24 protein-coding genes are annotated in these 26,797 nt (G+C 68.3%); 16 read left to right on the top strand and 8 right to left on the bottom strand.

Going from position 1 to position 26,797, the window contains the following annotated elements:
- Nucleotides 1-59 precede the first annotated feature (59 nt).
- From murI to rdgB, 4 genes are all read left to right on the top strand, one after another.
- Nucleotides 60-1,091, top strand: a complete 1,032-nt coding sequence (gene murI, locus VXJ37_RS12270) for a glutamate racemase (protein ID WP_440589801.1) — start codon at nucleotides 60-62, stop codon at nucleotides 1,089-1,091.
- Nucleotides 1,088-1,885, top strand: a complete 798-nt coding sequence (locus VXJ37_RS12265) for an MBL fold metallo-hydrolase (protein WP_331323302.1) — start codon at nucleotides 1,088-1,090, stop codon at nucleotides 1,883-1,885. The genes murI and VXJ37_RS12265 overlap by 4 nt, the downstream gene beginning before the upstream one ends.
- An 80-nt stretch (nucleotides 1,886-1,965) precedes the next feature.
- On the top strand, nucleotides 1,966-2,724 hold the full coding sequence (rph, locus tag VXJ37_RS12260) for a ribonuclease PH (RefSeq protein ID WP_331323301.1): 759 nt from the start codon (nucleotides 1,966-1,968) through the stop codon (nucleotides 2,722-2,724).
- The gene (gene rdgB / locus VXJ37_RS12255; protein WP_331323300.1) at nucleotides 2,721-3,368 is read left to right on the top strand and encodes an RdgB/HAM1 family non-canonical purine NTP pyrophosphatase; all 648 of its coding nucleotides are present in this window, start codon (nucleotides 2,721-2,723) and stop codon (nucleotides 3,366-3,368) included. The genes rph and rdgB overlap by 4 nt, the downstream gene beginning before the upstream one ends.
- Nucleotides 3,369-3,456: 88 nt before the next feature.
- Here rdgB and VXJ37_RS12250 read toward each other — a convergent pair whose 3' ends face one another.
- Nucleotides 3,457-4,245 carry a VTT domain-containing protein gene (locus tag VXJ37_RS12250; protein ID WP_331323395.1) on the bottom strand — a complete coding sequence of 263 codons (789 nt, stop codon included), beginning with the start codon at nucleotides 4,243-4,245 and terminating at the stop codon, nucleotides 3,457-3,459.
- Between the two features lie 82 nt (nucleotides 4,246-4,327).
- Between VXJ37_RS12250 and VXJ37_RS12245 the strand changes: the two genes are divergently transcribed.
- A complete protein-coding gene (locus VXJ37_RS12245) occupies nucleotides 4,328-5,389 on the top strand; it encodes an exonuclease domain-containing protein (RefSeq protein WP_331323299.1) in 1,062 nt (353 codons plus the stop codon).
- An 81-nt stretch (nucleotides 5,390-5,470) separates the two neighbouring features.
- Nucleotides 5,471-5,950 carry a DUF4395 domain-containing protein gene (locus VXJ37_RS12240; protein ID WP_331323298.1) on the top strand — a complete coding sequence of 160 codons (480 nt, stop codon included), beginning with the start codon at nucleotides 5,471-5,473 and terminating at the stop codon, nucleotides 5,948-5,950.
- Here VXJ37_RS12240 and VXJ37_RS12235 read toward each other — a convergent pair.
- A complete protein-coding gene (locus VXJ37_RS12235; protein WP_331323297.1) occupies nucleotides 5,931-7,016 on the bottom strand; it encodes an ADP-ribosylglycohydrolase family protein in 1,086 nt (361 codons plus the stop codon). The two genes, VXJ37_RS12240 and VXJ37_RS12235, sit on opposite strands and share 20 nt — an antisense overlap.
- 170 nt (nucleotides 7,017-7,186) lie before the next feature.
- Here VXJ37_RS12235 and VXJ37_RS12230 point away from each other — a divergent pair, with 170 nt between their 5' ends.
- The 4 genes from VXJ37_RS12230 to VXJ37_RS12215 all read left to right on the top strand — a co-directional run bounded on the left by VXJ37_RS12230 (nucleotide 7,187) and on the right by VXJ37_RS12215 (nucleotide 13,879).
- On the top strand, nucleotides 7,187-8,188 hold the full coding sequence (locus tag VXJ37_RS12230) for an MIP/aquaporin family protein (protein WP_331323296.1): 1,002 nt from the start codon (nucleotides 7,187-7,189) through the stop codon (nucleotides 8,186-8,188).
- Nucleotides 8,189-8,250: 62 nt separating this feature from the next.
- The gene (locus tag VXJ37_RS12225; protein ID WP_331323295.1) at nucleotides 8,251-9,429 is read left to right on the top strand and encodes an exonuclease SbcCD subunit D; all 1,179 of its coding nucleotides are present in this window, start codon (nucleotides 8,251-8,253) and stop codon (nucleotides 9,427-9,429) included.
- The gene (locus tag VXJ37_RS12220) at nucleotides 9,426-12,464 is read left to right on the top strand and encodes an SMC family ATPase (RefSeq protein ID WP_331323294.1); all 3,039 of its coding nucleotides are present in this window, start codon (nucleotides 9,426-9,428) and stop codon (nucleotides 12,462-12,464) included. The genes VXJ37_RS12225 and VXJ37_RS12220 overlap by 4 nt, the downstream gene beginning before the upstream one ends.
- Before the next feature lie 83 nt (nucleotides 12,465-12,547).
- Entirely contained in the window at nucleotides 12,548-13,879 is a 1,332-nt protein-coding gene (locus tag VXJ37_RS12215) for an MFS transporter (RefSeq protein ID WP_440589800.1), read from the top strand.
- A gap of 23 nt (nucleotides 13,880-13,902) precedes the next feature.
- Here VXJ37_RS12215 and VXJ37_RS12210 read toward each other — a convergent pair whose 3' ends face one another.
- Nucleotides 13,903-14,637 carry an IclR family transcriptional regulator gene (locus VXJ37_RS12210; protein ID WP_331323293.1) on the bottom strand — a complete coding sequence of 245 codons (735 nt, stop codon included), beginning with the start codon at nucleotides 14,635-14,637 and terminating at the stop codon, nucleotides 13,903-13,905.
- Between the two features lie 253 nt (nucleotides 14,638-14,890).
- Here VXJ37_RS12210 and VXJ37_RS12205 point away from each other — a divergent pair, with 253 nt between their 5' ends.
- Nucleotides 14,891-16,225, top strand: coding sequence for an MFS transporter (locus VXJ37_RS12205; RefSeq protein ID WP_331323292.1), 1,335 nt, complete (start codon nucleotides 14,891-14,893; stop codon nucleotides 16,223-16,225).
- Between the two features lie 76 nt (nucleotides 16,226-16,301).
- Here the strand turns inward: VXJ37_RS12205 and VXJ37_RS12200 are convergent, their stop codons facing one another.
- The 3 genes from VXJ37_RS12200 to VXJ37_RS12190 form a co-directional block, all read right to left on the bottom strand.
- A complete protein-coding gene (locus VXJ37_RS12200; RefSeq protein WP_331323291.1) occupies nucleotides 16,302-16,949 on the bottom strand; it encodes a phosphoribosyltransferase in 648 nt (215 codons plus the stop codon).
- A gap of 99 nt (nucleotides 16,950-17,048) precedes the next feature.
- The gene (locus tag VXJ37_RS12195; protein ID WP_331323290.1) at nucleotides 17,049-17,876 is read right to left on the bottom strand and encodes an alpha/beta fold hydrolase; all 828 of its coding nucleotides are present in this window, start codon (nucleotides 17,874-17,876) and stop codon (nucleotides 17,049-17,051) included.
- A 79-nt stretch (nucleotides 17,877-17,955) separates the two neighbouring features.
- Entirely contained in the window at nucleotides 17,956-19,350 is a 1,395-nt protein-coding gene (locus VXJ37_RS12190) for an amino acid permease (RefSeq protein ID WP_331323289.1), read from the bottom strand.
- Between the two features lie 289 nt (nucleotides 19,351-19,639).
- On the opposite strand from VXJ37_RS12190, the gene VXJ37_RS12185 reads away from it, so the two are divergent.
- From VXJ37_RS12185 to VXJ37_RS12165, 5 genes are read left to right on the top strand one after another with little or no spacing between them, the layout of a single operon-like run.
- On the top strand, nucleotides 19,640-20,350 hold the full coding sequence (locus tag VXJ37_RS12185; protein ID WP_331323288.1) for an NUDIX hydrolase: 711 nt from the start codon (nucleotides 19,640-19,642) through the stop codon (nucleotides 20,348-20,350).
- On the top strand, nucleotides 20,347-21,651 hold the full coding sequence (gene nadA, locus VXJ37_RS12180) for a quinolinate synthase NadA (RefSeq protein WP_331323287.1): 1,305 nt from the start codon (nucleotides 20,347-20,349) through the stop codon (nucleotides 21,649-21,651). The genes VXJ37_RS12185 and nadA overlap by 4 nt, the downstream gene beginning before the upstream one ends.
- Nucleotides 21,651-23,420, top strand: a complete 1,770-nt coding sequence (locus VXJ37_RS12175) for an L-aspartate oxidase (protein ID WP_331323393.1) — start codon at nucleotides 21,651-21,653, stop codon at nucleotides 23,418-23,420. The genes nadA and VXJ37_RS12175 overlap by 1 nt, the downstream gene beginning before the upstream one ends.
- Nucleotides 23,413-24,315, top strand: coding sequence for a carboxylating nicotinate-nucleotide diphosphorylase (nadC, locus tag VXJ37_RS12170; RefSeq protein ID WP_331323286.1), 903 nt, complete (start codon nucleotides 23,413-23,415; stop codon nucleotides 24,313-24,315). Before VXJ37_RS12175 ends, nadC begins: the two co-directional genes overlap by 8 nt.
- Nucleotides 24,316-24,325: 10 nt before the next feature.
- Nucleotides 24,326-25,492, top strand: a complete 1,167-nt coding sequence (locus VXJ37_RS12165) for a cysteine desulfurase family protein (protein WP_331323285.1) — start codon at nucleotides 24,326-24,328, stop codon at nucleotides 25,490-25,492.
- Nucleotides 25,493-25,522: 30 nt separating this feature from the next.
- Here the strand turns inward: VXJ37_RS12165 and VXJ37_RS12160 are convergent, their stop codons facing one another.
- A complete protein-coding gene (locus VXJ37_RS12160) occupies nucleotides 25,523-26,011 on the bottom strand; it encodes a GtrA family protein (protein ID WP_331323284.1) in 489 nt (162 codons plus the stop codon).
- Nucleotides 26,012-26,036: 25 nt separating this feature from the next.
- Nucleotides 26,037-26,714, bottom strand: a complete 678-nt coding sequence (locus VXJ37_RS12155) for a DUF1684 domain-containing protein (RefSeq protein ID WP_331323283.1) — start codon at nucleotides 26,712-26,714, stop codon at nucleotides 26,037-26,039.
- Nucleotides 26,715-26,797 lie beyond the last annotated feature (83 nt).

The following is a 26,797-nucleotide window of genomic DNA, read 5'->3' as shown; positions in this document are numbered from 1 at the left end:
GAGTTCCCGGACACAAGATGATGGCTGAGGCTTCCGGGACCACCTATCCTCGAATAATCATGACAACAGCCTCGAGCGCGGAACTGCCGGCGGAAACACAGCCCGGGCCTGCCGCAAGCGACCTTCCTGCCGCAGCCCCGGAAGCCCGGCCCATCGGCGTCTTCGACTCCGGCGTTGGCGGGCTCACCGTGGCCAGGTCCATCATCGACCAGCTTCCCAACGAGTCCATTCTCTATGTGGGGGACACTGCCCACGGCCCCTACGGGCCGCTGCCCATCGCGGAGGTACGCGCCAACGCGCTGGGCGTGATGGACGAACTCGTGGACTCCGGGGTCAAGCTGCTCACCATCGCCTGCAACTCGGCGTCGGCCGCTGTCCTGCGGGATGCCCGTGAGCGTTACACCGCCAAATACGGCATCCCGGTCATTGAGGTTATCCAGCCCGCAGTGCGGCGTGCCGTCGCAGCAACCCGCAGCGGGAAAGTCGGCGTCATCGGAACCTCGGCAACGGTGGGATCACGCGCGTACGAAGACACGTTCGCGGCCGCTCCGGACCTGGACATCACTTCGGTGGCGTGCCCGGCATTCGTCAGCTACGTGGAAGCGGGCATCACTACAGGGCCGGAGCTGCTGGCCGTCGCGGAGGAATACCTTGCCCCGCTGAAGGCCGCCGCCGTGGACACCGTGGTCCTGGGCTGCACGCACTACCCGTTGCTGACCGGCGTGATCTCCTATGTCATGGGCGCCGATGTCACCCTGGTCTCCAGCGCGGAGGAAACGGCCAAGGATGTGTACCGCGCCCTGGCCACCCACAACCTGCAGCGCACCTCCGAGGCGCCGCCGGAGCACCATTTCGTGGCCACCGGCGATGCCGCCCAATTCGAGGCACTGGCCCGGCGGTTCCTGGGGCCGGAAGTATTGTCCGTCCGCCACGTGGACCATGTGGCCGCGCAGTACCCCACCGGCAGCCTCGCCCGCATCACCCCCGAAATGATCGCCGCCGCCCAGAGTGCCCGCAACCGCCCGCGCATCTCCAACTTCGTCGGCGGCGGATTCGCCGGCTCGCGCCGCGGCGGAGGGCCCGCCCGGTGAAGCTGACCATCGTTGGATGCACGGGCTCGTTTCCCGGACCCGGCTCCCCGGCGTCGTGCTACCTCCTGACCGCCAACGATGGCGAGCGGACCTGGAAGGTGGTGATGGACCTCGGCAGCGGTGCCCTCGGAGCCATCCAGCGGTACACGGACCTGGAAGACATCGACGCCATCTTCCTGACCCACCTGCACCCGGACCACTGCATGGATTTGTGCGGCTTGCATGTTGCCATCCGCTGGAAGCCCGGCGGCTGGGGCCGCGGCCGGATTCCCGTCTGGGGCCCCGCGGCCACTGCTGACCGCATGGCCACGGCGTACGGCCTGGACCTGGACCCCGGGATGCATGAAGAGTTCGACTTCACCAACTGGGCCGAGCGCAAACCCGTGACCGTGGGCCCGTTCACTGTCACCCCGTTCGCCGTCAACCACCCCATCGAGGAGGCCTACGCCCTGCGGGTGGAGGTGGTGGAGCCGGGCAAGGATGGTGTCCCCGTGTCCCGGGTCCTCACCTATTCGGGCGATACCGACTCCTGCGCCGGGCTTGAGGAAGCAGCCAGGGACGCTGACCTGTTCCTGTGCGAGGCCGCCTTCGAGGAGGGCCGCGACGACGGCATCAACGATGTCCACCTGACCGGCAAACGTGCCGGGGAGGCCGCAGCCGCAGCCAACGCCCGGCGGCTCCTGCTGACCCACATCCCGGTGTGGACATCCCAGACCACCGTCATGGCCGAAGCGCGGCCGGTGTTCCCGGGTGACGTGGCCGTGGCCGTGGCCGGCGTGCACTACACCATTTAGCCGGATCCGGACTGCTCCCGGCTGTGCCGTTGGATCCGGTGGCGGGCACCCGCCGCATTGGCACTGGATAAGCTAAAGGCATGACATCTGAAGCAACAGCAGTGCCCATCGTGCGCGCCGACGGCCGCGCCCCCGACCAGCTCCGGCCCATCAGCATCACCCGCGGATGGTCCAACCAGGCTGAGGGATCGGCATTGATCGAGTTCGGCAACACCAGGGTGCTGTGCACGGCCTCGCTGACCGCCGGCGTCCCCCGCTGGCTCAAGGGTGAGGGCCGCGGCTGGGTCACGGCAGAGTACGCCATGCTGCCCCGCGCCACCAACACCCGGTCCGACCGCGAGTCCGTCAAGGGAAAGATCGGCGGCCGCACCCACGAGATCTCGCGCCTGATCGGACGCTCCCTGCGTTCCATCATTGACACCAAGGCCTTGGGCGAAAACACCATCGTGCTGGACTGCGACGTTCTCCAGGCCGACGGCGGTACGCGTACCGCGGCCATCACCGGCGCCTACGTGGCGCTGGCGGACTCCATCCGGTTTGCCCGGGACAACAAGCTCATCGCCAGGAACGCCCAGCCGCTGCTGGACACCATCGCTGCTGTGTCCGTGGGCATCATCGACGGCGTTCCCATGCTCGACCTGCCCTACGTCGAGGACGTCCGGGCCGAAACCGACATGAACGTGGTGGTCACGGGGGCCGGGAAGTTCGTGGAGGTGCAGGGTACTGCCGAGGGCGCACCGTTCGACCGGGATGAGCTGAACCAGCTCCTGGACCTGGCACTGCTGGGCACCTCCCAGCTCGCCGCCATCCAGCGTGAAACCCTGGCGGACACGCTGTGAGCAGTGCTGGTCCCCGCCTGGTGCTCGCCACCCACAACAAGGGCAAGCTTCGCGAGCTCCGTGAACTGCTGCGCGGGCAGGTACCAGGGCTCGACGTCGACACCCAGGTGGTGGACGCAGCTGCGGCGGGTGCGCCGGACGTCCTGGAGACCGGCGTCACCTTCGCGGAGAATTCCCTGCTGAAGGCGCGGGCAGTGGCCGGCGCTACGGGCCTGGTGGCAATCGCGGACGACTCAGGGCTGGCCGTGGACGTCATGGGCGGCGCTCCCGGGATCTTTTCGGCGCGCTGGGCGGGGCGGCACGGTGATGATGCCGCCAACCTCGAACTTTTGCTGAACCAGCTGTCCGACGTCCCGGATGAGCACCGGGGTGCTGCGTTCGTCTGCGCCGCAGCACTGGCCATGCCGGCGGACGCGGAGGGCCCGGGACGCGAGGTTGTGGAGTACGGGCAGCTGGAAGGCATCCTCCTCCGCGAACCGCGGGGCGCAGGGGGCTTTGGCTATGATCCGGTCCTGCAGCCTTCAGGCGAGGACCGAAGCTGCGCCGAACTGTCCGCCGAGGAAAAGAACGCCATCAGCCACCGGGGCAAGGCTTTCCGGGCGCTTCTGCCCTCCATCGTGGCAGCCCTGGAGGCCGCAGGCTAGGCACAAGTGGCGCAAAAAAGGTGCGCATCCGGCTGGAAACATCCAGCGGGGTGCGCACCTTCTTTGGCGGTGTGCCCGGGGGTAAGCGCTACTCCGGGCGGCCGTGCAGGTTGCGGTGCGTCTTCTGCTCCTCTTCCGGCTCGTGTTCCTCGATGAACTCATCAACGGTGTCGGTGCCGAAGGTTTGTGACTGGCGCCGGGCGGACAGGCCGCGCAGGAGTTCGATGCCGATGGGGATCACGGAGAGCAGCACGATGGCGATGAAAATGATGTCAAGGTTGTCGCGGACCCAGGGGACCTTGTCGCCGAGCAGGTAGCCGAGGAGGGTCACGCCGGCACCCCACAGCAGCGCGCCGATGACGTTGTAGATGAAGAACTTCCGCTTGCTCATCTGCGCGACGCCGACGATCACGGGCACAAAGGTGCGGATGATGGGTACGAAGCGGGCCAGAATCAGGGCCTTGCCGCCGTGCTTCTCGAAGAAGGCGTGGGCATTTTCAACGTTCTCCCGCTTGAAAAGCTTTGAGTTGGGCCTGTTGAAGATCGCCGGCCCCGCCTTGGATCCGATGAGGTAGCCGGCCTGGTTGCCGATGATGGCGGAGACCGCAACCAGCAGTGCCAGGAGCCAGATGTTGAACTTGATGGTGTCAGTGGCCACCAGCAGGCCTGCGGTGAACAGCATGGAGTCGCCCGGCAGGAAGAACCCCACCAGCAGGCCGGTCTCGGCGAAGATGATCCCGCACACCAGCAGGACCACCCACGGGGCGAGCGTGGGATCAGCCAGGAAGACCTGGGGGTTCAGCCAGTCGGGCAGGAACGAAGCCATTTTCGGCTGGACCGGTCCCGCGCCGAGCATGGACACAGCGAGGTCATTCATCACAGGAAAGTTCACCCCTCAAGGGTACTTGACGGGCCTGTGCCTCCCGGGTTGGGGCCGTGGCGGCGGTAAGGTAGGGGCCGTGGGTTTGGACTTTACGGCGATCGACTTTGAAACAGCCAACGGCTTCCGCGGCTCCCCCTGCTCCGTGGGGCTGACGAAGGTGAGGAACGGGAAAATCGTGGCGGAGGCCTCCTGGCTGATGCGGCCGCCGCCCAACTACGACCACTTCGACCACCACAATGTGCGGATCCACCGGATTACCCCGGACGACGTGGCAGGGCAGCCGAGGTTCGGCGATCTGTTTCCGGAAATCGGCGCCTTCATTGGAGAGGACGTCCTGGTGGCCCACAATGCCGCCTTCGACCTGGGCGTGATCCGCTCCGCGCTTGAAGTGTCGGGCCTCCCCGGCCCGGCCTACGATTACGTCTGCACGGTCATGCTGTCGAGGCGCTGCTACTCGCTGGTCTCCAACTCGCTTCCGTTCGCGGCCGAGGAAGCCGGCGTGCCGCTGGTCAACCACCATGATGCCGCCGAGGATGCGCGTGCGTGCGCCGGCATCCTGATAGATATCGCCGCCCGCAACGGTGCCAACAGCATCGCGGAGCTCTACCTTTCGCTGGGTCTTGCAATCCCGCGCCAACCGGCCTTCGACCCGGCCACGGGGGACCTGTCCAAGCCCAGCCTGGCTGCCATGTCGGGCGGGTCCGGCAACGGAGCTGAGCTGGTCCGCCGGTTCCAGTCCGGCTGGCCTGAGGAAGGGCTGAACCCGGAGCCCAACATGGATGCCGAGCCCAGCCACCCCCTGTACGCGCAGACGGTGGTGTTCACCGGGCAACTGTCCATTGCCCGCCCCGAGGCCAAGCTGCGGTCGGCCCGATGCGGCGCGCGGACGGAAAGCCGGGTCACCGGCCGTACCACCGTCCTTGTGGTGGGGGACGGGTTCGTAGCCTCCGACCTGCGCTCGGGAAGGCTCACCGGCAAGGCGCGCCGCGTCCTGGAACTCCATGAGCGGGGACAGGCCATCGAGGTACTCTCCGAGGGTGAGTTCCTGCAGATGGTGGGCGGGGACGTTCCCCAGGCCCCGAAGGCCGATGCCGGCGCACCCTGGAACAGCGTCCTCGCGCCTGCCTTCAACGCTTGAGCCGACCCGCGCTGGACGTGCCTACAGTCATGCGGCGCAACAAAGCTTGGCTCCCGGGCGGCGCGCTCCTAGCCTTGCGTCATGTCCTCCGTTTTTGCGTTCCCCAATCCCGTCAATGAATACGCTGCCCGCGTCACCGCAGCGCTCGTGGTGCTGCTCGCCGTCGTCACCGCCATTGCAGGTTCAGGGTGGGGTCTGCTGGCCATCGCCGCCGGGTTCTGGCTGCGGCTCCTCTTCGGCCCGCGTATCTCGCCCCTGGCCCTGCTCTCGGTGAAGGTGATCACGCCGCGGCTGGGGAAGGCCAGGCTGGTGGCCGGTCCGCCCAAGCGCTTCGCCCAGGGCATCGGCGCTGCGGTCTCCACGGCAGCCCTTCTCCTGTTCGCTGCCGGTGCGGCTCCGGCGGCGTGGGCGCTCCTGGGCGTCCTGGTCATCGCGGCGTCGCTGGAGGCCTTCGCCGGATTCTGCCTCGGCTGCACGATTTTCGGGTTCCTGCAGCGCCGCGGAGTGATCCCCGAGGACGTCTGCGAGGCCTGCAACAACATCAGCCTTCGCCGGTCGTAACCTTTACCAGCTGATCCGCCATGCCGCGGATCACCTCCGGCGCTTCCAGCACATCAAGCCACGGCGCGGGCAGGCAGTCCTCCCCGTACAGGGCTCCCAGGATGTTTCCTGCCATAGAGGCCGCCGTGTCGCTGCCGCCGCTCTGGTTCACCGCCACCGCCAGGGCGTCCCGGAAATGCCGTTCCGGCCGGGCACCGGCAGCGTCGGGGGGAAGAGTGGCAAGGACGGCATAGAGGGCGACGGCGAGAGCCTCCTCCGCCAACCAGCCTCCGCCCAGCACCTGGACCAGTTCCCCTGGGGCAACAACGCCCTTCTCCGCGAGGCTGCGGGCGGCCTCCAGCCGTCCGGGCAGCTCGGGGGCCACGGCCGGAAGGGCGGCGGCGTGCGCGCAGACCGCGGCGGCGGCGTCCCGCAGTCCGTCGCCGGAGACCAACCGGTGGATCAGCAGGCTGAAGATCCCGGCACTTTGGTGCGCGGCCGGATGCCCGTGGGTCAGCGCGGCGGCGTCGGCACTCAGCTTGTAGACGGCGTCGGGCGCGATGTGTGGAACCAGCCCGAACGGTGCGGAGCGCATCACTGTCCCGGGGCCTTTTGCCGCGGGGTTGACGGGACGCGCCGATGTTCCCATCTCGCCGGTGGCCAGCCCGCTGATGCAGTCCTTTTCCGGATGCCGCCGCTGGCGGAGGACCTCGTTGCCGTCGATCCACCGCGGCTGCGGTACGGGCGCTGAGGGCCCGGCGTCTTCGCCCTGGGTTGCCAGCCACCGCAGGTAGGCCAGCCAAAGGCAGGCGTTGACGTCCGCCCCCACTCCGGCGTTGGCCCACTCCAGTGCCTCCACCAGTCCGTCGACCGTGTAGAGGGTCAGCTGCGTATCGTCCGAAAAGTGGCGGGGGCCGGAAAGCTGCTCAAGTCCGGTCAGGCCCTGCGGCCCGAAGCGCTGGCGGATGTCGGCGATTGAGTCGAACTCCACGGCGTAACCCAGTGCATCTCCCAGCGCGCCGCCCAGCAGGCAGCCGTGAGTCCGGGATTTGAGGGCGGGCGCAGGTATGCCGTGGTCAATGCTCATGGGGTAAATTTACCGTCCTGCGCACGGCAGCCGCGCAGGGCCTCGCTTGGACGGGGAGGAGCGGTGGCCGGGTGCCCTCCAGCAAACGCACAGCCTGGGCTGGGATACTGTCCGGGTTGCCCTGGCCGGTATACCGGCGGCCACCTGCTTCCCAACGTAAAGGTTTGATCATGAGCACCCCTGTCTCCGAACGCTACACACTGCAGCCCGGCGGCACAGCTCCTGCCCCCGCCCTCATGCCCCGTTTGGTCGCCGAGGCCTTCGGCAGCCTCTTCCTGGCGGTGGCTGGGCTGGGCGTGCCGCTGTTCAGCATTCCCCAGTCCAGCCCTGTTCCCGCGGCCCTCGCCGCAGGACTGGCCATCACCGCGGCAATGCTCGCCTTCGGGCACATTTCCGGTGGCCACTTCAACCCGGCCATCACCCTTGGGCACCTCCTGGCCGGACGGATCCGCGCCGGGGCAGCGGCAGCATACGCCGCCGCCCAGGTGGTGGGTGCGCTGGTGGGGGCCCTTGCCCTCTTCGGGATACTGCGCACCCTGCCCGGCATCACGGACAGCCGCACTGCCTTTGATACCGTGGCCGCGGGATTTGGGGAGCATTCCCTCATCCAGGCACCCGTTGCCGCCGTCGTGCTCCTGGAACTGCTGGGGGCCGCGATCATCGTGGCAGTCTTCCTGGGCGCCGGTGGCCGCGAAGGCGGCAGCCGGACCGTGGCGCCCGTGGCGGTCGGCCTGTCCTTCGCGGCGCTGCTGCAGGTGGGTCAGTCGGTGGGAAACCTGCCCTTCAACCCTGCCCGGGCCGTCGCCTCCGCCATCTTCAGCTCCGGCTGGGCCGTGGAGCAGCTGTGGGTCTTCCTGGTGGCGCCGCTGGCCGGCGGCGCGATAGCAGGGCTCGTGTTCAGGATTTCAGCGGTGGCTGAATCGCCTGCGCCCGTCACGGACCAGGGTGCCGGGGGCGAAGAAGCCGGCAGCGGCCAAGGTGGCGTTGATGTTGACGGCGGTGCGGCAGACGTTGCCAGCGATAGTGTCACCCCGGACATTGACGGCAGCGGTGCGGAGGAGGTCGGACCCGAGGACGGCGGTCCGGAGGACGGGCTCCTGCCGGTAGCGGCGCCCCGGCAGGAGAAGTCGCGCGGCGTCAGCGAGGCCCAGGAATTCTTCGACCGCAAATGATCCTTGGCGCACAGGCCGCGGCGGTTTTCCGCAGTGTCAGTGCCTGCCGATAGCTTAGGAATATGCGGTTACTTCACACCTCCGACTGGCACCTGGGCCGTTCCTTTCACGGCGTCGGTATGCTGGACGCCCAGCGTGCTTTCGTTGACCAGCTGGTGGCAGCGGTTGAGCGGGACGGCATCGACGTCGTCCTGATCGCCGGTGACGTCTATGACCGCGCACTGCCCGGCGTGGACGTTGTCCACCTCCTTGATGACGCGCTTGTCAGGCTCACTGCTGCGGGGGCAAAAGTGGTCCTCACCAGCGGAAACCACGACTCCGCCATCAGGCTCGGATTTGCGTCCCGGTTGCTGGAGCGCGGCGGAGTGCACCTGCGCACCCGGCTTGAGGACCTGGACAAACCGCTTCTGCTGCCGCTGGGAACGGACTCCGACGGAACGGACGCCGTACTGGCGCTTTATGGTATTCCGTGGCTGGAGCCGAGGCTCGTGGCTGAACAGCTGGGGACGGAATCAGCCAGCCATTTTGAGGTCACCCGTGCGGCCACGGACCTGATCCGGGCGGACATTGCGCGGCGGGCGGGGTCCGCAGCCGTCCACTCCGTGGTCCTGGCGCACACCTTTGCCAGCGGCGGCATCAGTTCGGACAGCGAGCGGGACCTGAGTATTGGCGGTGTGGGGGCTGTGCCGCTGGATCTGTTCGATGGCTTCAGCTACACGGCGCTGGGCCACCTGCACGGGCGGCAGCAGTTGTCGGAGTCCGTGAGGTACTCGGGATCGCCACTGGCCTATTCCTTTTCCGAGTCCGCCCACCGGAAGGGCGCCTGGGTGGTGGATATCGGTCCGGCGGGAGTCACTTCGGTCAGTGAGGTCCTCTGGGAGGCCCCGCGTACCCTGGCCGTTCTTCGCGGCTCCCTGGAGGACCTCCTGGCTGACCCCGGCCACGCCTGGGCTGAAGCTGCCTATTGCCACATCACTCTTACGGACGCACAGCGTCCTGCGCGGGCCATGGAACGGCTCCGGACCAGGTTCCCGGACACCCTTGTACTGGCGTTCGATCCCCAGGGCGTGACTGCCGCCGCGCAGTCCAGCTACAGCAGCAGGCTTGCGGGCGCTCCGGACGACCTTGCCGTCTGCTGCGGCTTCCTGGAGCACGTCCGGGGACGGGGTGCGGACCCGGCGGAAAAGTCTGCGCTCGCGGCGGCGCTGGAGAACGTTCGGCTCCTGGAGGGATCACGGTGAGGATCCACCATCTGCGGATCTCCGGCTTCGGGCCCTTCGCCGGAAGCGAGGACATCGACTTTGACCGCCTCAGCGCCCATGGCCTGTTCCTGCTGAACGGACCCACCGGTGCCGGCAAGACCAGCGTGCTGGATGCCATCTGCTTCGCCCTGTACGGCTCTGTTCCAGGAGCAAGGCAGGACGGCAAGCGGCTGCGCAGCGACCACGCGGACCCGGGGCAGGAGCCGGCGGTGACGTGCGAGTTCTCCGCGCAGGGCCGCCGCTTCGAGGTGACGCGCTCCCCGGCCTGGGAGAAGCCCAGTGCAAGGGGGAAGAAAGGCTTCACCCTCCAGCAGGCCAAAACGTTGCTGCGGGAGCGCGTGGGCGGATCCTGGGTGGAGAAGTCTGCCCGCAATGACGAGGCGGGTGCCGAAATCATGGCCCTGCTGGGCATGGACCGCGAACAGTTCACGCGCGTGGTGATGCTGCCGCAGGGTGATTTCGCTGCCTTCCTTCGCTCCAAGGCTGCCGACCGGCTGGATCTGCTGCAGAAGCTCTTTGGCACCCAGCGTTTTGAAGCACTGGAACAGGAACTGTCGCGGGAGGCCGCCGCTGCCAGGGAGGACGTTGCGGCCCTGTCGGGGCAACTCGAACTCCTCGCCTCGCGGGCAGAAACCGAAGCGGCACCCCTGGAACTCCCAGGCGACTCTGCCCCGCCGCCCGGCGACATCCCGCGGCGCCTTGAGTGGCTGCAGGAGTCTGTTGCCGCGCGGCTGGCTGACCTCACCGAACACGCAGCCGCTGCCGAAGCCGCCAGCCGGGAGCGGCGCTCTGAGGTGGAGCTGGAAGCCGGCCGGCAGGAGCGGCACCGGAAACTGCAGGCCGCCACCGCCCGGCAGCGGGCAGTCAAGGAAGGGGCTGCGCGCCAGGATGAACTGTTGGCCACGCTGGCCCGGCACCGGCAGGCCGAGGTCCTGCAGGGCCAGCTTCAGGCGGTGGACGCTGCTGCGGTCAAGGTGCGGAGCTCAGCGGCTGCCGCGGGATCTGCCATGACGCTGCTCCGGCTGGCCGCCGGGGATGGGGGCGAGCTGGTCCAGCTCAGCCTGGAAGGAAACGCCCCCGGGCCTGCGGAGGAACTGGGTCGCCTTCGCTCGCTCCTGGCCGTCGTCGAGGCACGCATTCCGGACGAAGAGAGGCTCCAGGACCTCCGGAACCGGCACCGGCTGCTCTCCGGCAGGCAGGAAGAACTCCAGCAGGCCCTGGACGCGCTGGCCGTCCAGGCAACGCAGCTGGCATCGGAGCGCGAACATCTGGTGGATGGCCTGGACCACCTGGAGGCCCGCTCCGCGGAGGCCGCGTTGCGTCGCAAGGAAGCTGCCGCAGCCGCAGAATTGCTCGACGTGGTCCAGCGCCACAGGACTGCCGTCACAGTCCGGGACCGCGCCAAGGTGCGCCATGAAGACTCGCGGGACAACCTGCTGGAGGCCAAGCGCCACTGGCTGGACCTGAGGGAGGACCGGCTGGCCAATGCCGCAGCTGAGCTGGCCGCCAAGCTGGTTGCGGGCGATCCCTGCCCCGTCTGCGGGAGCGGCCAGCACCCCGCTCCTGCAGACCAAGGCACCGGTGGTCCGGGGCTGGCACAGAAGGAAGAAGAAGCCCACGCTGCCTATGAGGCCGCAGAGGCTGCACACGCCCTGGTCGCCGCTGAACTGGCCGAAGCCGGGCAGGCCGTGGCGGTCCTCGCTGGCCAGGGCGGGAACACCCCGGAAGATGATGCTCGCGCCGCAGCGGACAGCGCGGATGCTGCAGCACTCGACGCAGAGCAGGCCGCCAGGGACCTCCAGGGCCGGCGCCAACGGCTGGAGACCCTGGATGCCGCCATCGCCGAAGCCCGGCGCAACGTCTCAGAGGCGGAGGCTGAGCTGTCCCGGACCGCGGCCTCCCTTGCCGACCTTGCCGGACAGGCGGCGGCACTGGACAAGGGACTCGCTGGACTGCGCGGGGACCATCGGAGCCTGGACCGCCGGCTGCGGTCACTCGAGGACGCTGTGGCGGTCCTGGATAAGGCCGTGGAAGCACAGGCACGCCTGGACGCTGCCCGCCTGCAGGAGGACGAAGCCCGCGGGCACCTGGAACGTGCGCTGCCGGAGGCCGGCTTCGCCACCGCCGACGAAGTCCGCGGGCAGCTCCTGGCTTCCAATGAGGCGGCGGCCCTGGACGCGGCCATCCGCGCAGCACAGGACGAAGCCGCGCGCGTGGCCGGGTTGTTCGAATCCGAAGACATCGTGCTGGCGCTGGCCGAAGCAGCGGAGGGCTTCCAGATGGACGAAGAACGGCTTGCTGGATTGCATGCAGGGGCGGCGGCTGCCCGGAACACGGCACGGGAAGCGGACCTGGCCGCAGGGCTGGCCGCCCGCTGCCTTGCATCGCTGCAATCCATCGCGGCTGAGTACGGCGCATTGGCCAGCTCGTCCCGCGGGCCGGCAGAGCGGGCGCAAATGCTCGCCGGGCTTGCTGATGCCGCAGCCGGCCGCGGGGAGAACACCTACCGCATGAGCCTGAACAGCTACGTCCTGGCCGGCCGTCTGGAACAGGTGGCCCTTGCCGCGTCCGAACGCCTGGTGGCCATGAGTGACGGGCGGTACCTGCTTCAGCACACCGACGCAAAGGCGGCCCGGGGTGCGAAGTCAGGGCTGGGACTGGAAGTGGTGGACCAGTGGACGGGATTCCGCAGGGACACCTCAACCTTGTCCGGGGGAGAATCCTTCATGGCTTCACTCTCGCTCGCATTGGGACTGGCGGACGTGGTCCAGCAGGAGGCCGGCGGAGTGGAAATCGAGACGCTGTTCGTCGATGAGGGCTTTGGCAGCCTGGACGAGCAATCGCTGGAGCAGGTCATGGACGCCCTGGAAGGGCTGCGCGACGGCGGCAGGGTAGTGGGGCTGGTCAGCCATGTCGCAGAGATGAAGCAGCGGATCGGCACCCAGCTGCAGGTACTCAAAGGCCGCAACGGCTCCACGCTGCGGATCTCCGAAAGCCTGGATGCCGCCGTCTGACCCGGGCCGATATACTTGACCGCGTTACCGGGTTGCGCGCATCGGGAGGAGGGACGATGCGCAGCGACTGAACGAGCCCGGAATTGACACCACAGAATCCTCCTTCAACCACCCCCGCCGGTACTGCCTCGGCCGCCGTCGGCCCGGACAACACCGTCCCTGAGGTTCCTTCCGGGACGCCGGGGCGCTTTTCACGCCTTCCACAGCTCGCGGGCCGAAGCTTCATCCCGCTGGGTCTCTTTGCGCGGCTTCCCCTCGCCATGCTGACTGTTGGCACACTGACGCTGGTCACCTCCGTGAGCGGCTCTTTTGCTGCCGGGGGGACCGCGGCGGGCGCGGTGGGCATCGGCTCCGCGCTGGGAGCTCCGGTACTGGGATCGCTGGCCGACAAGCGCGGCCAGCGGGCCGTGCTCGTGGTGTCGGCGCTGCTCAACACCGTGGCAGTGCTGGCCCTTGTGCTAATGGCCAGCGCCTCCGCTGCGTCAGGAGCGCTTTCGATTGCTGTCCTGGCCATTGCCTTCGCTTCGGGTGCTACCTGTCCACAAGTAGGTCCCTTGGCCCGGGTCAGGTGGATGGCCCTGACCGCCAATGCAGAAGGCATCGCGGCGCCGTCCGTCCCGGCCCGCGACCTGGACACGGCACTGTCCTATGAGAGCACCGCGGATGAAGTCACGTTCGTCCTTGGGCCTGCGCTGGTGGGAATCCTGGCCAGCCTCGTGTCGCCTTGGCTTCCGCTGGCCCTGGCTGCTGCCATGACCATCACGCTGGTACCCGCGTTCGCCTTCCATCCCACCCATCGGGCCGTGCCTGCCGCCAGTTCCAGGAAACCCGGGGGCAAGGGTGCCGGCAGCGCTGCCCGGCTGCCGTGGTCGGTGGCCCTGCCCGTCTTTGCCATGGTCTGTATGGGAACGTTCTTTGGGTCCACCCAGGCGGCGCTCAGCGCCTTCGCGGCAGGCCTGGCGGGTACGGAAATTGCCGGGCTGCTGTATGCCGTCATGGGCCTCAGCTCCGCGGTCGCGGCACTATCGGTGGCGTACTGGCCCAGGCGCGCCGGTTTGTCCCTGCGCTGGGTACTGTGTGCAGTCCTGATGGCAGCGCTGGCACTCCTGCTGCCGGTGCCGTCTTCACTGCCTATGATGGCGGTGGTCCTGCTGGTCCTGGGCCTGCCCGTCGGCCCCGTCATGGTTACCGTTTTCGCGGTGGGCGGCAGGGTGGCGCCGGCCGGAAGGCTGGGCACTGTCATGACCGCACTGGCCAGCGGGATCGTGGCCGGAACAGCTGTTGGTTCCTCAGTTGGGGGACAGCTGGCACAGCTGGACGGATACCGGGGCGCGTTCCTTGTCCCGTTCTGCGCGGCGGTGGCGCTGTCGCTGCTCGGTGCGGCAGCCGCCGTCGTGCTTCGCCGAAGGGCCTGACCAGGACGCCGAACTGTACGCTGCTACGCCAGCTGGCTCTCGATCCTGGCCGCGCTTTCGGCAATGGCTGCCCCTACCGCCTCCGGATCCTGGGTGGAGCGGATGTAGACGACGGCCAGCGCGGCCGGGCGACCGCCGGGAACCCGGACCGGGGCTGCCAGTGAGGAGACCCCCGCGATGACTTCGTCATGGCTGGCCGAGTAACCCTTCCTGCGTGCTTCGGATGCCTCCGGCCGGTAAGGGATGCCCGTCTCCAGCCGGTCCCATTCCGCTTCCGTGAGGGCGGACTGGATGGCGATGCCGGGCGCCCCGGCGTTGATGGGGTGGCGGGTTCCGGGCCGCTGGGCCACTGTGGCCCCCGAATGCCTGGGTTCAACCGTGACCAGCGTGATGCAGTCGTGGTGGTCCCACACCGCCACGAACGCCGTCATGTCCAGCGAGTTTGCCAGCTGCGTGAGCTCCGGAAGCGCTGCACTCTGCAGGTTCCGTGACACACCCCGGGCCAGGACCGCCAGTCCGGGGCCCGGCTGGACCCGTCCGGCATCGTCACGCACCAGGAGGGAATGGTCTTCCAGCGTGCGCAGGATCCGGTATGCCACAGACCGGTGGACACCCATGGCATCGGCGAGCTCGGCGATGGTCAGCGGGCCGGGGGCGGCAGCCAGGATCTCGAGGGCGCGGATGCCGCGGGAGAGGGTTTGGGACGGCGAAGCCTGGGGCGACGCTCCGGTGCGCGCTGTGGCTGCTGGAGGGGTCATGATGTCCATCCTAGGCGGCAGGGAGGGCAACGCCGGGACCCTTGTCTCGGCGCCCGCGAAACGGTAGTGTCCTCTATACGAACTGACAGTTCTAATATAGAACTAACGTCCAACGGCCAGGCGGCAGCACAAATCCCCAAGGTTCGTGCTGCGCATCACAGATTCGTAGTACCCTACTAACTAACTGACCGTTCTGTCGGTAATTCTGAAGGCGTCCCGGGTGGCTTTGCTGCCCTAAAACAATGGAGTTTCAATGACCACACCTTCCAAGGTGGATACCCCCGCTGGTCCCAGCAGCCGGCGCGAGGAGCGCAGGGTTCTTGCCGGCACCCTCGTCGGCACCACCATCGAATGGTATGACTTCTTCATCTTTGCCCAGCTGACGGCAACGCTGCTGTCACCGCTGTTCCTGGCTCCCCTGAATGAGTCCAACCCGGGCCTGGCCCAAATCCTCTCTTTTGCCCTGATCGGCATCAGCTTCCTGTTCCGCCCGCTCGGCGCCGTTATCGCCGGACACCTGGGTGACCGCCTGGGCCGGAAGGCCATGCTGGTCTTCACCCTGGTCATGATGGGCGCCGCCACGGCCCTGATCGGCGTGCTTCCCACCTATGCCCAAATCGGTGCGTGGGCGCCTGTGCTGCTCATCCTGCTGCGCGTTATCCAGGGCTTCTCGGCCGGCGGCGAGTGGGGCGGCGCCGCCCTCATGGCCGTGGAGCATGCGCCGGTCAACCGGCGCGGCCTGTTCGGCGCCTACCCGCAGATCGGTGTCCCGGTAGGCATGATCCTGGCCACCGGCCTGCTGTTCTTCCTGAACACCAGCATGTCCAAAGACGACTTCGCGGCGTGGGGCTGGCGCGTGCCGTTCCTGCTCTCCATCGTCCTGATCGTGGTGGGCTACCTCATCCGCCGCGCTGTGGCCGAAAGCCCGGTGTTCCAGGAGATGGCGCTGCGGAAGAGGGAAAGCAAAGCGCCCCTGGGCGAGCTGGTCCGGAACCACAAACTGCCCGTCCTGTACTCCACCCTGATCTTCATCGGCAACAACGCGGCGGGCTACCTGCTGATCGCGTTCTTTATCTCGTACGCCACCAAGACCCTGAAGATGCCCACCCCGCAGATCCTCCTGGCCACCACGCTCGCGTCGTTTGGCTGGCTGATCTTTACCCTGGTGGGCGGCTGGCTGTCCGACCGCATCGGCCGCGTCAAGACCTTCCTGGCCGGCTATGCCATCGTCTTCGTGTGGATGATCCCCATGTTCGCGCTGATCGACACCAAGGACATCGTGCTGTACGGCGTCGCCCTGTTCGTGCTGACCGTCGGCCTGGGCCTCTCCTACGGCCCCATGTCGGCCATGTACGCCGAGATGTTCCCCGCCAACGTCAGGTACTCCGGGATCTCCATCGGGTACGCCTTCGGTGCAATCCTGGGCGGCGCCTTCGCGGCCACCATCGCCGAATCGCTGCTGCAGTCCACCCGATGGACCGGCTCGATCGGCATCTACATCATGATTCTCTGCGTCATCTCCTCAGTGGGTGTGGTGCTGGCCAAGGAGACCAAGGGCCGGCCGCTGGGCGTCAGCAGCCACCACTAGTCCCCATCGGGTCCACCCATCGTCAGGGACAGCAGGCCCGGACCGCATGGTCCGGGCCTGCTGTCCCTGCGGCCCGTCAGGTCTCGAGCAGCCTGACCGCCTCATGGTCGTCCAGCTGTCCGAAATGCCGGTAATAGCTTCCCACCGCCCTGAACTTGCCGGGCAGATGAAGGCAGACCACTGCGTCGCACACCCGTTCAAGGGAAGCCTGGGCATCCACGGACCCGACGGGGGCCGCGGCGAGCACGGCAGTGGCGCCTTCAGCACGCATGGCCTCGACGGCGGCGCGCATGCTGGCTCCCGTAGCCAGCCCGTCATCGACGAGGACAACAGTCTTGCCCGCCACATCCATGCCGGTTCCCGGGTACAGCTGCGCCCGGCGGAGCAGTTCGGCGCGCTCACACTCTTCAACGTCATCCATCAAGTCCTGACGCACGCCGTGCTGCAGGACCCGTTCCATCAGGGGTTTGTTGATCAGCCGGACGATGCGTCCGCGGGCCAGGGCCAGGGCCCCAAAAGCGGTCTCCTCGTGCCCGGGGATCCCCAGTTTCCGGACCAAAACGGCGCCAAGGGGCAGTCGGAGCGCGGAGGCTGCAGCCGCCGCGACCGGGATGCCGCCCCGCGCCAGGCCCAGGACCACGGTGTCCGGTTGTTCCCGGAACCGGGCAAGCGCCGCGGCGAGGCGCTGGCCCGCCTCCGTGCGGTCTTCAAAACGCGTACCCATAAGTCCTTCCCGGCGCTGCCGCCTGCCCCCGGCGCTGCCGCCTGCCCCCGGCGTACCGCCGGCCGGGCTGCTGCCGGCTTCCGCCGCAGGCCTGGTTCCCTAGGCAGCCAGGAACGAAATGGCGGCCTGCTTGAAGGCCCTGCTGGTGATGGCGTTGGTGTGGTTCCTGCCCGGGAGGACCAACTGCTCCGCCATGGAACCTGCCCCGCGGGCCAGTTCGGCCAGCCTGGGCAGTGTTGCGGCCCGTTCGTCCTTGTCTCCCGCCACCAGCAGCATCGGAACATGGGGGACCGCCTCGGCGGGGTCATAGGGCTCGGCCTTGATGGCTTCCACGAGGGACAGCAGCGCAAAAATGTTGTTGCTTGGAAGCAGCAGCGCCATCTTGAGGAGCTGGGCGGTGGATTCGTCGCTGATCGGCGTACCGTCCGCGAGGTAGTCCTGGGCGGCCCTGAGGTCGAAATTGGCGAGCGGGTCCGAATCGTTGGGGCCGCCCAGCACAAGCCGGTGCACCAGTTCCGGCTGGGTCGCGGCGAATTCCCAGGCGAGCCGGGATCCCAGGGAATAGCCCACCACGTCAAGTCCGCTGGAAGGATCGCCGTCCTGCAAAGGCCGTGCGCCGGCGTCGAACGCTGCCTGCAGCAGGTCTGCCCGGATCCTGCTGGGGGAGTAGGAATCCATATCCTCGGGCGCCCCGCTGCGGCCGTGGCCCGGCAGGTCCACCGTGATCACCCGGCGGCCGGCGTCGAGCAGGGCGGAGACCCAGCCGGTGTCCTCCCAGTTGAGCTTGGATGACGAGGAAAAGCCGTGAAGCAACAGGACCGCACGGAGGCCGGCGTCAGCCGCGGGTTCGTGGACAGCCACGTACATCTGCGGGTCCGTGCCTTCAACAGTGTGCGCGTGCTGCTGTCCGGTGTGCCTGCCGCTCATGGTGTCAGTTCCCCAATCAGGTACGGCGCCTGGGCGGGCCCGGCGCGTCGGTGCGTATTCCGTGAAGGTACGCACCACTCTACCTGTTGGCGGCCCGCTTCCGGCCGGTCACGCGGGCACCCGCGGCACACGCCAGGGCGATGCCGGCGATCAGGGCGAAGGTGCTGAAGAGCTGGACCCGGCTGGCCTCGGCACTGAAGCCGACGGCGAAGATGAGCCCCAGCAGGACCAGGCCCAGGATGGTCAGGCCGGGAAAGCCCTTCATCCTCAAGGGGAGCCGCAGCCCGTCCCGGTCGGCGCGTCGCCGCAGGATCAGCTGGGATACGAGGGCGCTGCCCCAGACCACCAGGCAAGTGGATCCCACCAGCTGGAACAGCGCGGGCAGGATCCGGTCCGGGAAGAGCAGTTCGAGGACCGTGGCGATGAAGCCGAAGGCGACCGATACCGTCACGGCAAGGAGCGGCACGCCGGCGCCGTTGAGGCGGGTCAGGACCTGCGGTGCCTCTCCGCGCTGGGCCAGCGAGTACACCATGCGTGAGGCGCCGTAGAGGTTGGCATTCAGCGCCGAGAGGAGGGCGACGACGGCCACCAGGGTAATGGCGGTTGAGGCGCCTGGGATCCTGGCAGCGTCCAGGACGCCGGCGAAGGGAGAGGCAAGGCTCTTGGAAGTGGCGGGAAGGACGGCGGCGATGACGAAGACGGAGCCGATGTAGAACACCAGGATGCGCCATACAACGGTCCGGATGGCTTTGCCCACGCTTCGTTCCGGGTCCTCGGTTTCAGCTGCGGCCACCGAGACGATTTCCGTCCCCCCGAACGCGAATATCACCACGAACAGTGCCGCGGCAACGCCGCCCAGGCCCTGGGGCGCAAAGTTGCCGGTCAGGTTCGCCGTTCCCGGGGAGGCGACGCCGGGCAGCAGGCCGAGGAGCAGGGCGGCGCCGACCGCGAGGAACAGGATGATGACGGCAACTTTGAGGATGGCGAACCAGAACTCGAATTCCCCGAAGTTCCGCACTCCGGCCAGGTTGATGCCGGTGAACACCACCATGAACAGCAGCGCCAGGGCCCAGACCGGGACCACCGGCCAGACGGAGAACAGCAGCCCCGCGGCACCCAGTGCCTCGGCCGCGATGACCACCACCAGCTGCAGCCACCACAGCCACCCGATGGTGGCGCCCGCCGTGCGGCCCAAGGCCCGTTCCGCGTAGACCGAAAATGCTCCGCTGGTGGGGTTCGCGGCTGCCATCTCGCCCAGGGCCCACATCACCAGGATGATCAACGTTCCAGCCACCAGGTAGGAAACCAGGACTGCCGGCCCGGCTGCCTGGACGCCGGCGCCCGAACCCAGGAACAAGCCTGCGCCGATGGCACTGCCGAGCCCCATCATGGTCAGCTGGCGCGGCTTCATGCTGTGGCCGGCGGTGGCCTTTTCCTGGGTGGTGGAGGGGGTTTGGGCAGACTTCATCGTCATGGGCGAATGCACCTTCTGGGGGCTGGTCGGGTCCGGCGTGTGGCGTCCGGGGTCCTTGTGGGACTTATTGAATTTACCGCCTCCGGCGAGCAGCCCGGAAACCAGGCACCACCGGTCAATTCCCCGGACGGCCGGGGAGGGGGTTCTGCCGCCGTCCCTGACAGGGCCGGGGATCCCGCGGAAACATTTCCCATTCGAGGGCATCTGGCCGTAGAATTAGTTTTGGTCAAGTTGACCATAACTAGCGAACAGTGCGGGCAGCCGGGGATGACGGAAGGCGGTGACGCGGATGTACTACAGCTCGGCAAACGTCTCCGAGCGCCGTGCCGCGCCGCCGTCGTTGGCCATCTCCACGGTGATCTTCGCGCTCCGGCCCAGCGAAACCTCGGGCAGGCCCACGCTGTGGCTCCCCCTGGTGCGCCGCATCAGGGAGCCGTTCAAGGGGCTGTGGGCCCTGCCGGGCGGCCCCCTCAGCCACGACGAATCCCTCCAGGACGCCGCTTCCAGGAACCTCCGGGAAACCACGGGCCTGAGCCCCAGCTACCTCGAACAGCTCTACGCGTTCGGTGGCCTGCACCGGTCGCCCACCCAGCGCGTGGTCTCCATCGTCTACTGGGCCCTGGTCCAGCCCACGGAGGCCGCGCTCGCGGACGAGTCCGAGAACGTCAGGTGGTTCCGGGCCGACCGCCTGGGGGACCTGGCCTTCGACCATAACGCGATCGTGGACTACGCCCTTTGGCGCCTGCGCAACAAGCTTGCCTATGGCTCCATCGCCTACCACCTCCTGGGGGAGTACTTCACCCTTGCCCAGGTGCGTGAAGTCTACGAAGCCGTCCTGGACCGCCAGCTGGATCCCGCCAACTTCCGCCGCCAACTCAAATCCACCCCCGAAATCGAAGAGACCGGGGAATATCTCCAGGGCGGCAAACACCGCCCGCCACGCCTCTACCGCTACACCGGCCGGCCAGGCCTTGACCCCGACAACAGGAGCACACCATGAGCAGCGTCAACTTGGCGATCCAGCTGATCACGCGCGAACAGGCCGAGAAGGGCGCAGCCGCCGAACGCAGCACCTGCAGCCCCGCCCTGGCCAAGGGCCCCTGGGACTACGACCTGGCCGAGGCGCTCGCAGGCGTTCCCGCCTACGGCCCGGGAGCCTCCAGCGCAGACCCCGCACCGGCCACCACACCCCGCCAGGGCCAGCTGCCCGAGGAGTACAAGCGGGCCAGCGATGCCGAACTCGGCGAGCGGATCAAAGCCGCCAAGGCCGCCCTGGGTGACCGCGCCGTCATCCTGGGCCACTTCTACCAGCGCGACGAGGTGATCCAGTACGCGGACTTCGTGGGCGATTCCTTCCAGCTCGCCAACGCCGCGCTCACCCGCCCCGAGGCGGAGGCCATCGTCTTCTGCGGCGTCCACTTCATGGCCGAGACGGCTGACATCCTCTCCACCCCCGATCAGGCAGTCATCCTGCCCAACCTGGCCGCCGGCTGCTCCATGGCGGACATGGCGGACGCGGACTCCGTTGAAGAGTGCTGGGAACAGTTGGCGGAGATCTTCGGCACCGAGCCCGACGCCGAGGGCCGGGTCCCGGTCATCCCTGTCACCTACATGAACTCCTCCGCAGCCCTGAAGGCGTTCTGCGGCGAACACGGCGGCATCGTCTGCACCTCCTCCAACGCCAGGACGGTTCTGGAGTGGGCCTTCCAGCGGGCCCAGCGGGTCCTGTTCTTCCCGGACCAGCACCTGGGCCGCAACACCGCCAAGGCCATGGGCGTCCCGCTGGAGCAGATGCCCATGTGGAACCCGCGCAAGGACCTCGGCGGCAACGACGAACAGGCACTCCTGGACTCCCGCGTCATCCTCTGGCACGGCTTCTGCTCCGTGCACAAGCGCTTCAACGTGGCACAGATCGAGAAGGCCCGGGCGGACTTCCCTGGCGTCCAGGTCATCGTGCACCCCGAGTGCCCCATGGAGGTGGTGGACGCCGCGGACGCCGCCGGCTCCACCGACTTCATCAAGAAGGCCATCGCGGCAGCCACCGAACCGACCACCTTCGCCATCGGCACCGAGATCAACATGGTGAACAGGCTCGCCGCCGAGTACCCGCAGCACACCATCTTCTGCCTGGACCCGGTCATCTGCCCCTGCTCCACCATGTACCGCATCCACCCCGGCTACCTCGCCTGGGTGCTTGAAGAACTGGTGGCCGGCCGCGTGGTCAACCGCATCACCGTGGACGATGCCGTGCAGGCCAACGCCAGGACTGCGCTCGAGCGCATGCTCGCCGCGAGGCCGTGATGACTGGCAGGCTCGCCGTCGTCGGCAGTGGCATTGCCGGGCTCTACGCTGCCCTGCTCGCCGCCGATGCCGGCACGGACGTGGTGCTCCTGACCAAGGGCGCGCTGGACCACAGCAACACCTGGTACGCCCAGGGCGGCATATCGGCCGTGCTGGCCGCACCCGCGCCAGGAGACACCGTGGCGGCGCACATCGCCGACACGCTCCGGGCGGGTGCGGGCCACTGCAACGAGGCTGCGGTCCGGTTGATGTGCTCGGAGGCACGGCAGGACATCGCAGGCCTCCAGCGCTACGGGGTCGCCTTCGACACGGAACACGGGGACGCAGCGGACGACGGCGGCCCGGCCCTCGGGCTTGAAGCAGCCCACAGCGCCCCGCGCATCCTGCACGCAGGAGGGGACGCCACCGGCGCGCGCGTCGCCGCCGCGCTCATCCAGGCCGTCCTGTCGCGACGGGACGAAGGAAAACTCACCCTCCTCACGCAGGCGCACGCCACCGCGCTTGTGGCCAGGGCAGGGCGCGTGACAGGAGTCGAGTACCTCCGGGACGGCCGGCGCGCCGGCCTGGACGCCGACGCCGTCCTGCTCGCCACCGGGGGAGCGGGCCAACTGTTCGCCCAAACCACCAACCCCGCCGTTGCCACCGCCGACGGACTGGCGCTCGCCGTCCGCGCCGGAGCAGCCACGGCAGACCTGGAATTCTTCCAGTTCCATCCCACCTGCCTGGCCAGCTCCGCAACGCCGCGTCCCGCCGGGCTGAGCGGACCATTGCTGATCTCCGAAGCCGTCCGCGGCGAAGGGGCCGTCCTGCTCGACTCCGGCGGCCGGCGCTTCATGAAGGCCTACCATCCCGACGCCGAACTGGCACCCCGCGACGTCGTCTCGCGCAGCATCGCACTCCACCTCGCCAAACTCGGAGACCCCACCGGCCACGTCTACCTGGACGCCCGCGGCATCGAACAAGAGAGGGGAGCAGGCTTCCTTCAACAGCGCTTTCCCACCCTCACCCGCAAAACCCTCGACGCCGGCATCGACTGGACCCGCCAACTGGTCCCCGTCGCACCCGCCGCCCACTACTGGATGGGCGGAGTCGCCACCGACCTCTCCGCCCGCACCACTGTCCCAGGCCTTTATGCCGCCGGTGAAGTGGCGTGCACGGGCGTCCAAGGGGCAAACCGGCTGGCCAGCAACTCCCTCCTCGAGGGACTCGTCTTCGGCCGCCGTGCTGTTGAATCCTTCCTTTCTGGTGACGGGGGCTGGGACGCGTCCCGCGTCAGCGATGCTCCGCGTGCTGTCTCGGCCGCGGGCGGCCTCCCCTTGATGCACGCTTCCGGGCCACCTTCAGGCGACCGAATGCACGTCGCCGTCCCTGCTGCTGCTTTCGAAGGCGCGGCCGATGGGCGTGGTGCCCCACTCGGGAGTCGGCCGTCCGGCTTCGGTGGCGGAGAAGGTGCCTGGGAGCCGTTTTCCCGGGAGGCGCTTCGTCGCCTCATGACTTCGCACGCCGGGGTGCTGCGCTCCGGGGAATTGCTGGCTGAGGCGGGCCGCACGCTTGACCGCTGGGCCGACGTCGTCCGTCCTGATGCCGTTGATTCCTCCGCTGACCCTCTGGGGCAGGAAGACCGGAACCTCCTGTTGGCCGCGCAGTTGCTGGTCGCCGCTGCCCTGAAACGCGGTGAGTCGCTGGGGGCGCATTACCGCAGTGATGAACCGGCCGAAACTGACAATCTCCCTTCCCTTCGCCCGAAAGCGAGCCTGCTCCATGACTGAACCCGCCGTGATCCACCAGGCACAGGCCCTGGACCTCACCCTTCCCCCGGCTCCGGTCAGGGAGATCCTGGAACGGGCCTTCGCCGAGGACGCACCGGCCGGCGACATCACCTCGCAGCTGCTCATCCCTGCGCACGCCCGCGCCACAGCAGTCCTCAACGCCCGTGTCCCCGGTGTCCTCAGCGGCGCCACCGTGTTCCGTGACGCCATGCAGTTGGTGGACCCGGGCACGCAGGTGGAGCTGCTCCTCGCGGACGGGGACACGTTCGACGCCGGCACCCACCTTGCCCGGGTCAGCGGAACCGCCCGCTCGGTGCTGATGGCCGAACGCGTGGCGCTCAACCTGGTCCAGCGGATGTCCGCCATCGCCACGAAGACCGCTGAATTCGTGCGGCTGGCGGGGGAGACTGGTGCCCGCATCACCGACACCCGCAAAACCACCCCCGGGCTGCGCATCCTGGAACGCTTCGCGGTGCGGTGCGGCGGCGGTGCCAACCACCGGTACAGCCTCTCCGACGCCGTGCTGGCCAAGGACAACCACCTCGCCGTGATGACCGGCGGGGACCCGGCAAAACTCACCGCGCTCCTCCTGGCCGCAAAGGCGCAGCTGGGCCACACCACCCATTTCGAAGTGGAGGTGGACCGGATGGACCAGATCGAACCCGTGCTGGCCGCCGGGGTGGACACCATCATGCTGGACAACTTCACCGTGCCGGAACTCAAGGCAGGCGTGGCCCTCGTGGCAGGCCGGGCCCGCGTGGAGGCCAGCGGCAACGTGAACCGTGACACCGTCGCTGCCATCGCCGCCACCGGCGTGGACGTGGTCTCCGTGGGGGCCCTCACGCACACTGTGGCCGCCCTGGACCTGGGCCTCGACGTCGAACTGACCGCGTAGCGGGGATGCGATGATCTTCCTGGACGCCGCCGCCACCACCCCCGTCCGCCGCGAAGTGCTCGACGCCATGTGGCCGTACCTCACCGGCGGATTCGGAAACCCCTCCAGCCACCACACCTTAGGCGAGTCCGCTGCGTCGGCGCTTGCCGGGGCACGGGCGGCGGTGGCGGCTGCCCTCGGCTGCCGGCCGGGCGAGATTGTGTTCACGTCAGGAGGTACGGAAGCGGACAACCTGGCGGTGAAAGGCATTGCCCTGGCCCGGCAGGCTGCCAACCCGCTGCTGGACCGGGTGGTGATCAGCGCCGTCGAACACCCCGCCGTGGAGGAATCCGCGCGGTACCTCGAACGCTTCCACGGCTTTACCGTGGACGTGGTTCCTGTCGATGCAACGGGCCTGGTCACTCCGGCCGCCCTGTCCGCCGTGCTGCGCCCGGAAACCGCGCTGGTGAGCATCATGTACGCCAACAACGAGGTTGGCACCGTCCAGCCCATCGCCGCCCTGGCGGAACTGGCCCGCGCACGGGGCATCCCGTTCCACACGGACGCCGTCCAGGCCGCGGGCTGGCTGCCGCTCGATACCCGCGTGCTGGGCGTGGACGCCATGAGCATCTCCGGCCACAAACTCGGCGCGCCCAAAGGCTGCGGCCTGCTGTTCGTACGGAGCCGCACCCGGCTGGAACCGGTCATCCACGGCGGGGGCCAGGAACGCGGCCGCCGGTCGGGAACGGAAAACGTGGCCGCTGCCGTGGGCCTTGCCACTGCGCTCACTATGGCCAGGGACAGGCAGCCGGAGCAACAGGCCCGGGTGGCCGCGCTGCGGGACCGTTTCATCCACCAGGTCCTCACCGGAGTGCCGGACGCCGTCCTGACCGGACACCCCGTCCATCGGCTGCCCTCCGTGGCCTCGTTCTGTTTTCCCGGGACCAGCGGCGAGTCCGTTCTGTTGGAACTGGAGCGCAGGGGTGTGGTGTGCTCCAGTGGCTCGGCCTGCGCCGCGGGGTCCGACGCGCCGTCGCCCGTGCTCATGGCACTGGGAATTTCTGCCGAGGTGGCCCAGACGGCCGTGCGGTTCAGTTTCGACGCCGCCGTGGCCCAGGAGGACCTGGACGCAGCAGCGGCAGCCGTTCAGGCCGCCGTCGCCGGCGTCAAGAACCTCGGTGCAGGCCACAGTCGCTGACATTTCGCGCACAACCTGCGGTGCGGAACCCTAGCGGTGCCGGGCGCGGCGGAAGATCCAGTGCCGCAGCATGCTGAAGCGGACGGCGGTGGCCAGGAAGCCGGACAGCGTGGTGGCAACCAGTTCGTCCCCCACTGTGGCACCAGGATTGAACCAGTGGAGCACGCCCAGACTGCTGCCGGTGATCACCAGTGCCACGCCGATCACCACCAGCCCGTTGAGGTGGTCGCGGGTTCGGCGCTGGTGGCCGGCAATCTTGAAGGTCAGCCGCCGGTTCAGGGCCGTGTTCAGCAGCGACGTGAGGATCAGCGCCACGGCGTTGGCCAGCTGGGCGCCAAGCCAGGGCCGCAGCAGCGCATAAATTCCCAGGGAGGCCGCGGTGCAGACGACGCCCACACCGGAGAAACGGATCAGCTGGCGGATGACCGGAAACCGCAGGACCCCACGGTAATGCCGGGTGGCTGGCAAGCGCCGGGTGGTGGTCTCCTGCACGGCGGGTGCGGACGCGCCCTCAGTCACGCCGCGTTACCGGGTACGGCCGTCATCAGTAGAGCTCGCCCACGGGGATGTCCACGGCCAGCCGGTTGGATGGACCGGGCAGCGGGCAGGCCCAAGCCTCGTTGTAGGCGCAGGAAGGGTTGTAGGCGAAGTTGAAGTCGAGGACGAAAGTGGCGTCGGGCCCGCTGCCGCTGACCCCGTGGAACGCGCCCTTGATGGTGTCCAGCAGGTAGCGGCCGGCCCCATAGCTGCCGCCGGCCTGGCCGGCCGTTGCGTCGCGGAACGGGACAAAGATGCCGCCGCCGTACCCATGGATTTTCCACACCGCGAGCTGGCCCATTTCGGGCAGGTCGAACGTGCCCAGCCGGACAAAATGGACCACACCGTCGGTCCCCGTGTCCACGCTCATCTCCCGGCCGGCGCCCTCGTGCGTCAGGGGTACGTGGAACCGGTAGATGGGATCATAGTCGGCGGTCTTCAGCCCGGAAAAGCGGGCCTTGTCCGCAGCGGTCAGCGCAGACGCGGGGTGGGTGGCGAACATCAGGTCGCGCTGGTGCCGCCAGTACGAGTGTGCTTCCGAGGGGTTGTCGGCGGAGATCCTGCGGACGTTGTCGTAGAGCGCAAAGGTCCGTAAACGCCAGTCGGCGATGTCCACAGCGGAGATGTTGAGGGCGGAGTTCCCTGTGGGTTCGTCTTCGGCTGCGCCGTGCTGCTCTTCCGCCATACCCTCCACCCTAGTCCCCGGCCGGGGCCTCAGCGTCCGACGGCGACACGCCCGGCAGGTGCCCGCGCCATGGACAGGGTGCC

Source organism: Pseudarthrobacter phenanthrenivorans (assembly GCF_036455295.1).
Taxonomy (GTDB): Bacteria; Actinomycetota; Actinomycetes; order Actinomycetales; family Micrococcaceae; genus Arthrobacter; species Arthrobacter phenanthrenivorans_C.
Note: the sequence above shows the minus strand (reverse complement) of the source record. Positions and strands in the feature narration are given on the sequence as shown.

Coding starts and splice junctions, on each gene's coding strand:
- murI (WP_440589801.1), top strand. CDS start 60: ATGACAACAGCCTCGAGCGCGGAACTGCCGGCGGAAACACAGCCCGGG.
- rph (WP_331323301.1), top strand. CDS start 1,966: ATGACATCTGAAGCAACAGCAGTGCCCATCGTGCGCGCCGACGGCCGC.
- VXJ37_RS12250 (WP_331323395.1), bottom strand. CDS start 4,245: ATGAATGACCTCGCTGTGTCCATGCTCGGCGCGGGACCGGTCCAGCCG.
- VXJ37_RS12240 (WP_331323298.1), top strand. CDS start 5,471: ATGTCCTCCGTTTTTGCGTTCCCCAATCCCGTCAATGAATACGCTGCC.
- VXJ37_RS12235 (WP_331323297.1), bottom strand. CDS start 7,016: ATGAGCATTGACCACGGCATACCTGCGCCCGCCCTCAAATCCCGGACT.
- VXJ37_RS12230 (WP_331323296.1), top strand. CDS start 7,187: ATGAGCACCCCTGTCTCCGAACGCTACACACTGCAGCCCGGCGGCACA.
- VXJ37_RS12225 (WP_331323295.1), top strand. CDS start 8,251: ATGCGGTTACTTCACACCTCCGACTGGCACCTGGGCCGTTCCTTTCAC.
- VXJ37_RS12210 (WP_331323293.1), bottom strand. CDS start 14,637: ATGACCCCTCCAGCAGCCACAGCGCGCACCGGAGCGTCGCCCCAGGCT.
- VXJ37_RS12205 (WP_331323292.1), top strand. CDS start 14,891: ATGACCACACCTTCCAAGGTGGATACCCCCGCTGGTCCCAGCAGCCGG.
- VXJ37_RS12200 (WP_331323291.1), bottom strand. CDS start 16,949: ATGGGTACGCGTTTTGAAGACCGCACGGAGGCGGGCCAGCGCCTCGCC.
- VXJ37_RS12195 (WP_331323290.1), bottom strand. CDS start 17,876: ATGAGCGGCAGGCACACCGGACAGCAGCACGCGCACACTGTTGAAGGC.
- VXJ37_RS12190 (WP_331323289.1), bottom strand. CDS start 19,350: ATGACGATGAAGTCTGCCCAAACCCCCTCCACCACCCAGGAAAAGGCC.
- VXJ37_RS12185 (WP_331323288.1), top strand. CDS start 19,640: ATGTACTACAGCTCGGCAAACGTCTCCGAGCGCCGTGCCGCGCCGCCG.
- nadA (WP_331323287.1), top strand. CDS start 20,347: ATGAGCAGCGTCAACTTGGCGATCCAGCTGATCACGCGCGAACAGGCC.
- VXJ37_RS12175 (WP_331323393.1), top strand. CDS start 21,651: ATGACTGGCAGGCTCGCCGTCGTCGGCAGTGGCATTGCCGGGCTCTAC.
- nadC (WP_331323286.1), top strand. CDS start 23,413: ATGACTGAACCCGCCGTGATCCACCAGGCACAGGCCCTGGACCTCACC.
- VXJ37_RS12165 (WP_331323285.1), top strand. CDS start 24,326: ATGATCTTCCTGGACGCCGCCGCCACCACCCCCGTCCGCCGCGAAGTG.
- VXJ37_RS12155 (WP_331323283.1), bottom strand. CDS start 26,714: ATGGCGGAAGAGCAGCACGGCGCAGCCGAAGACGAACCCACAGGGAAC.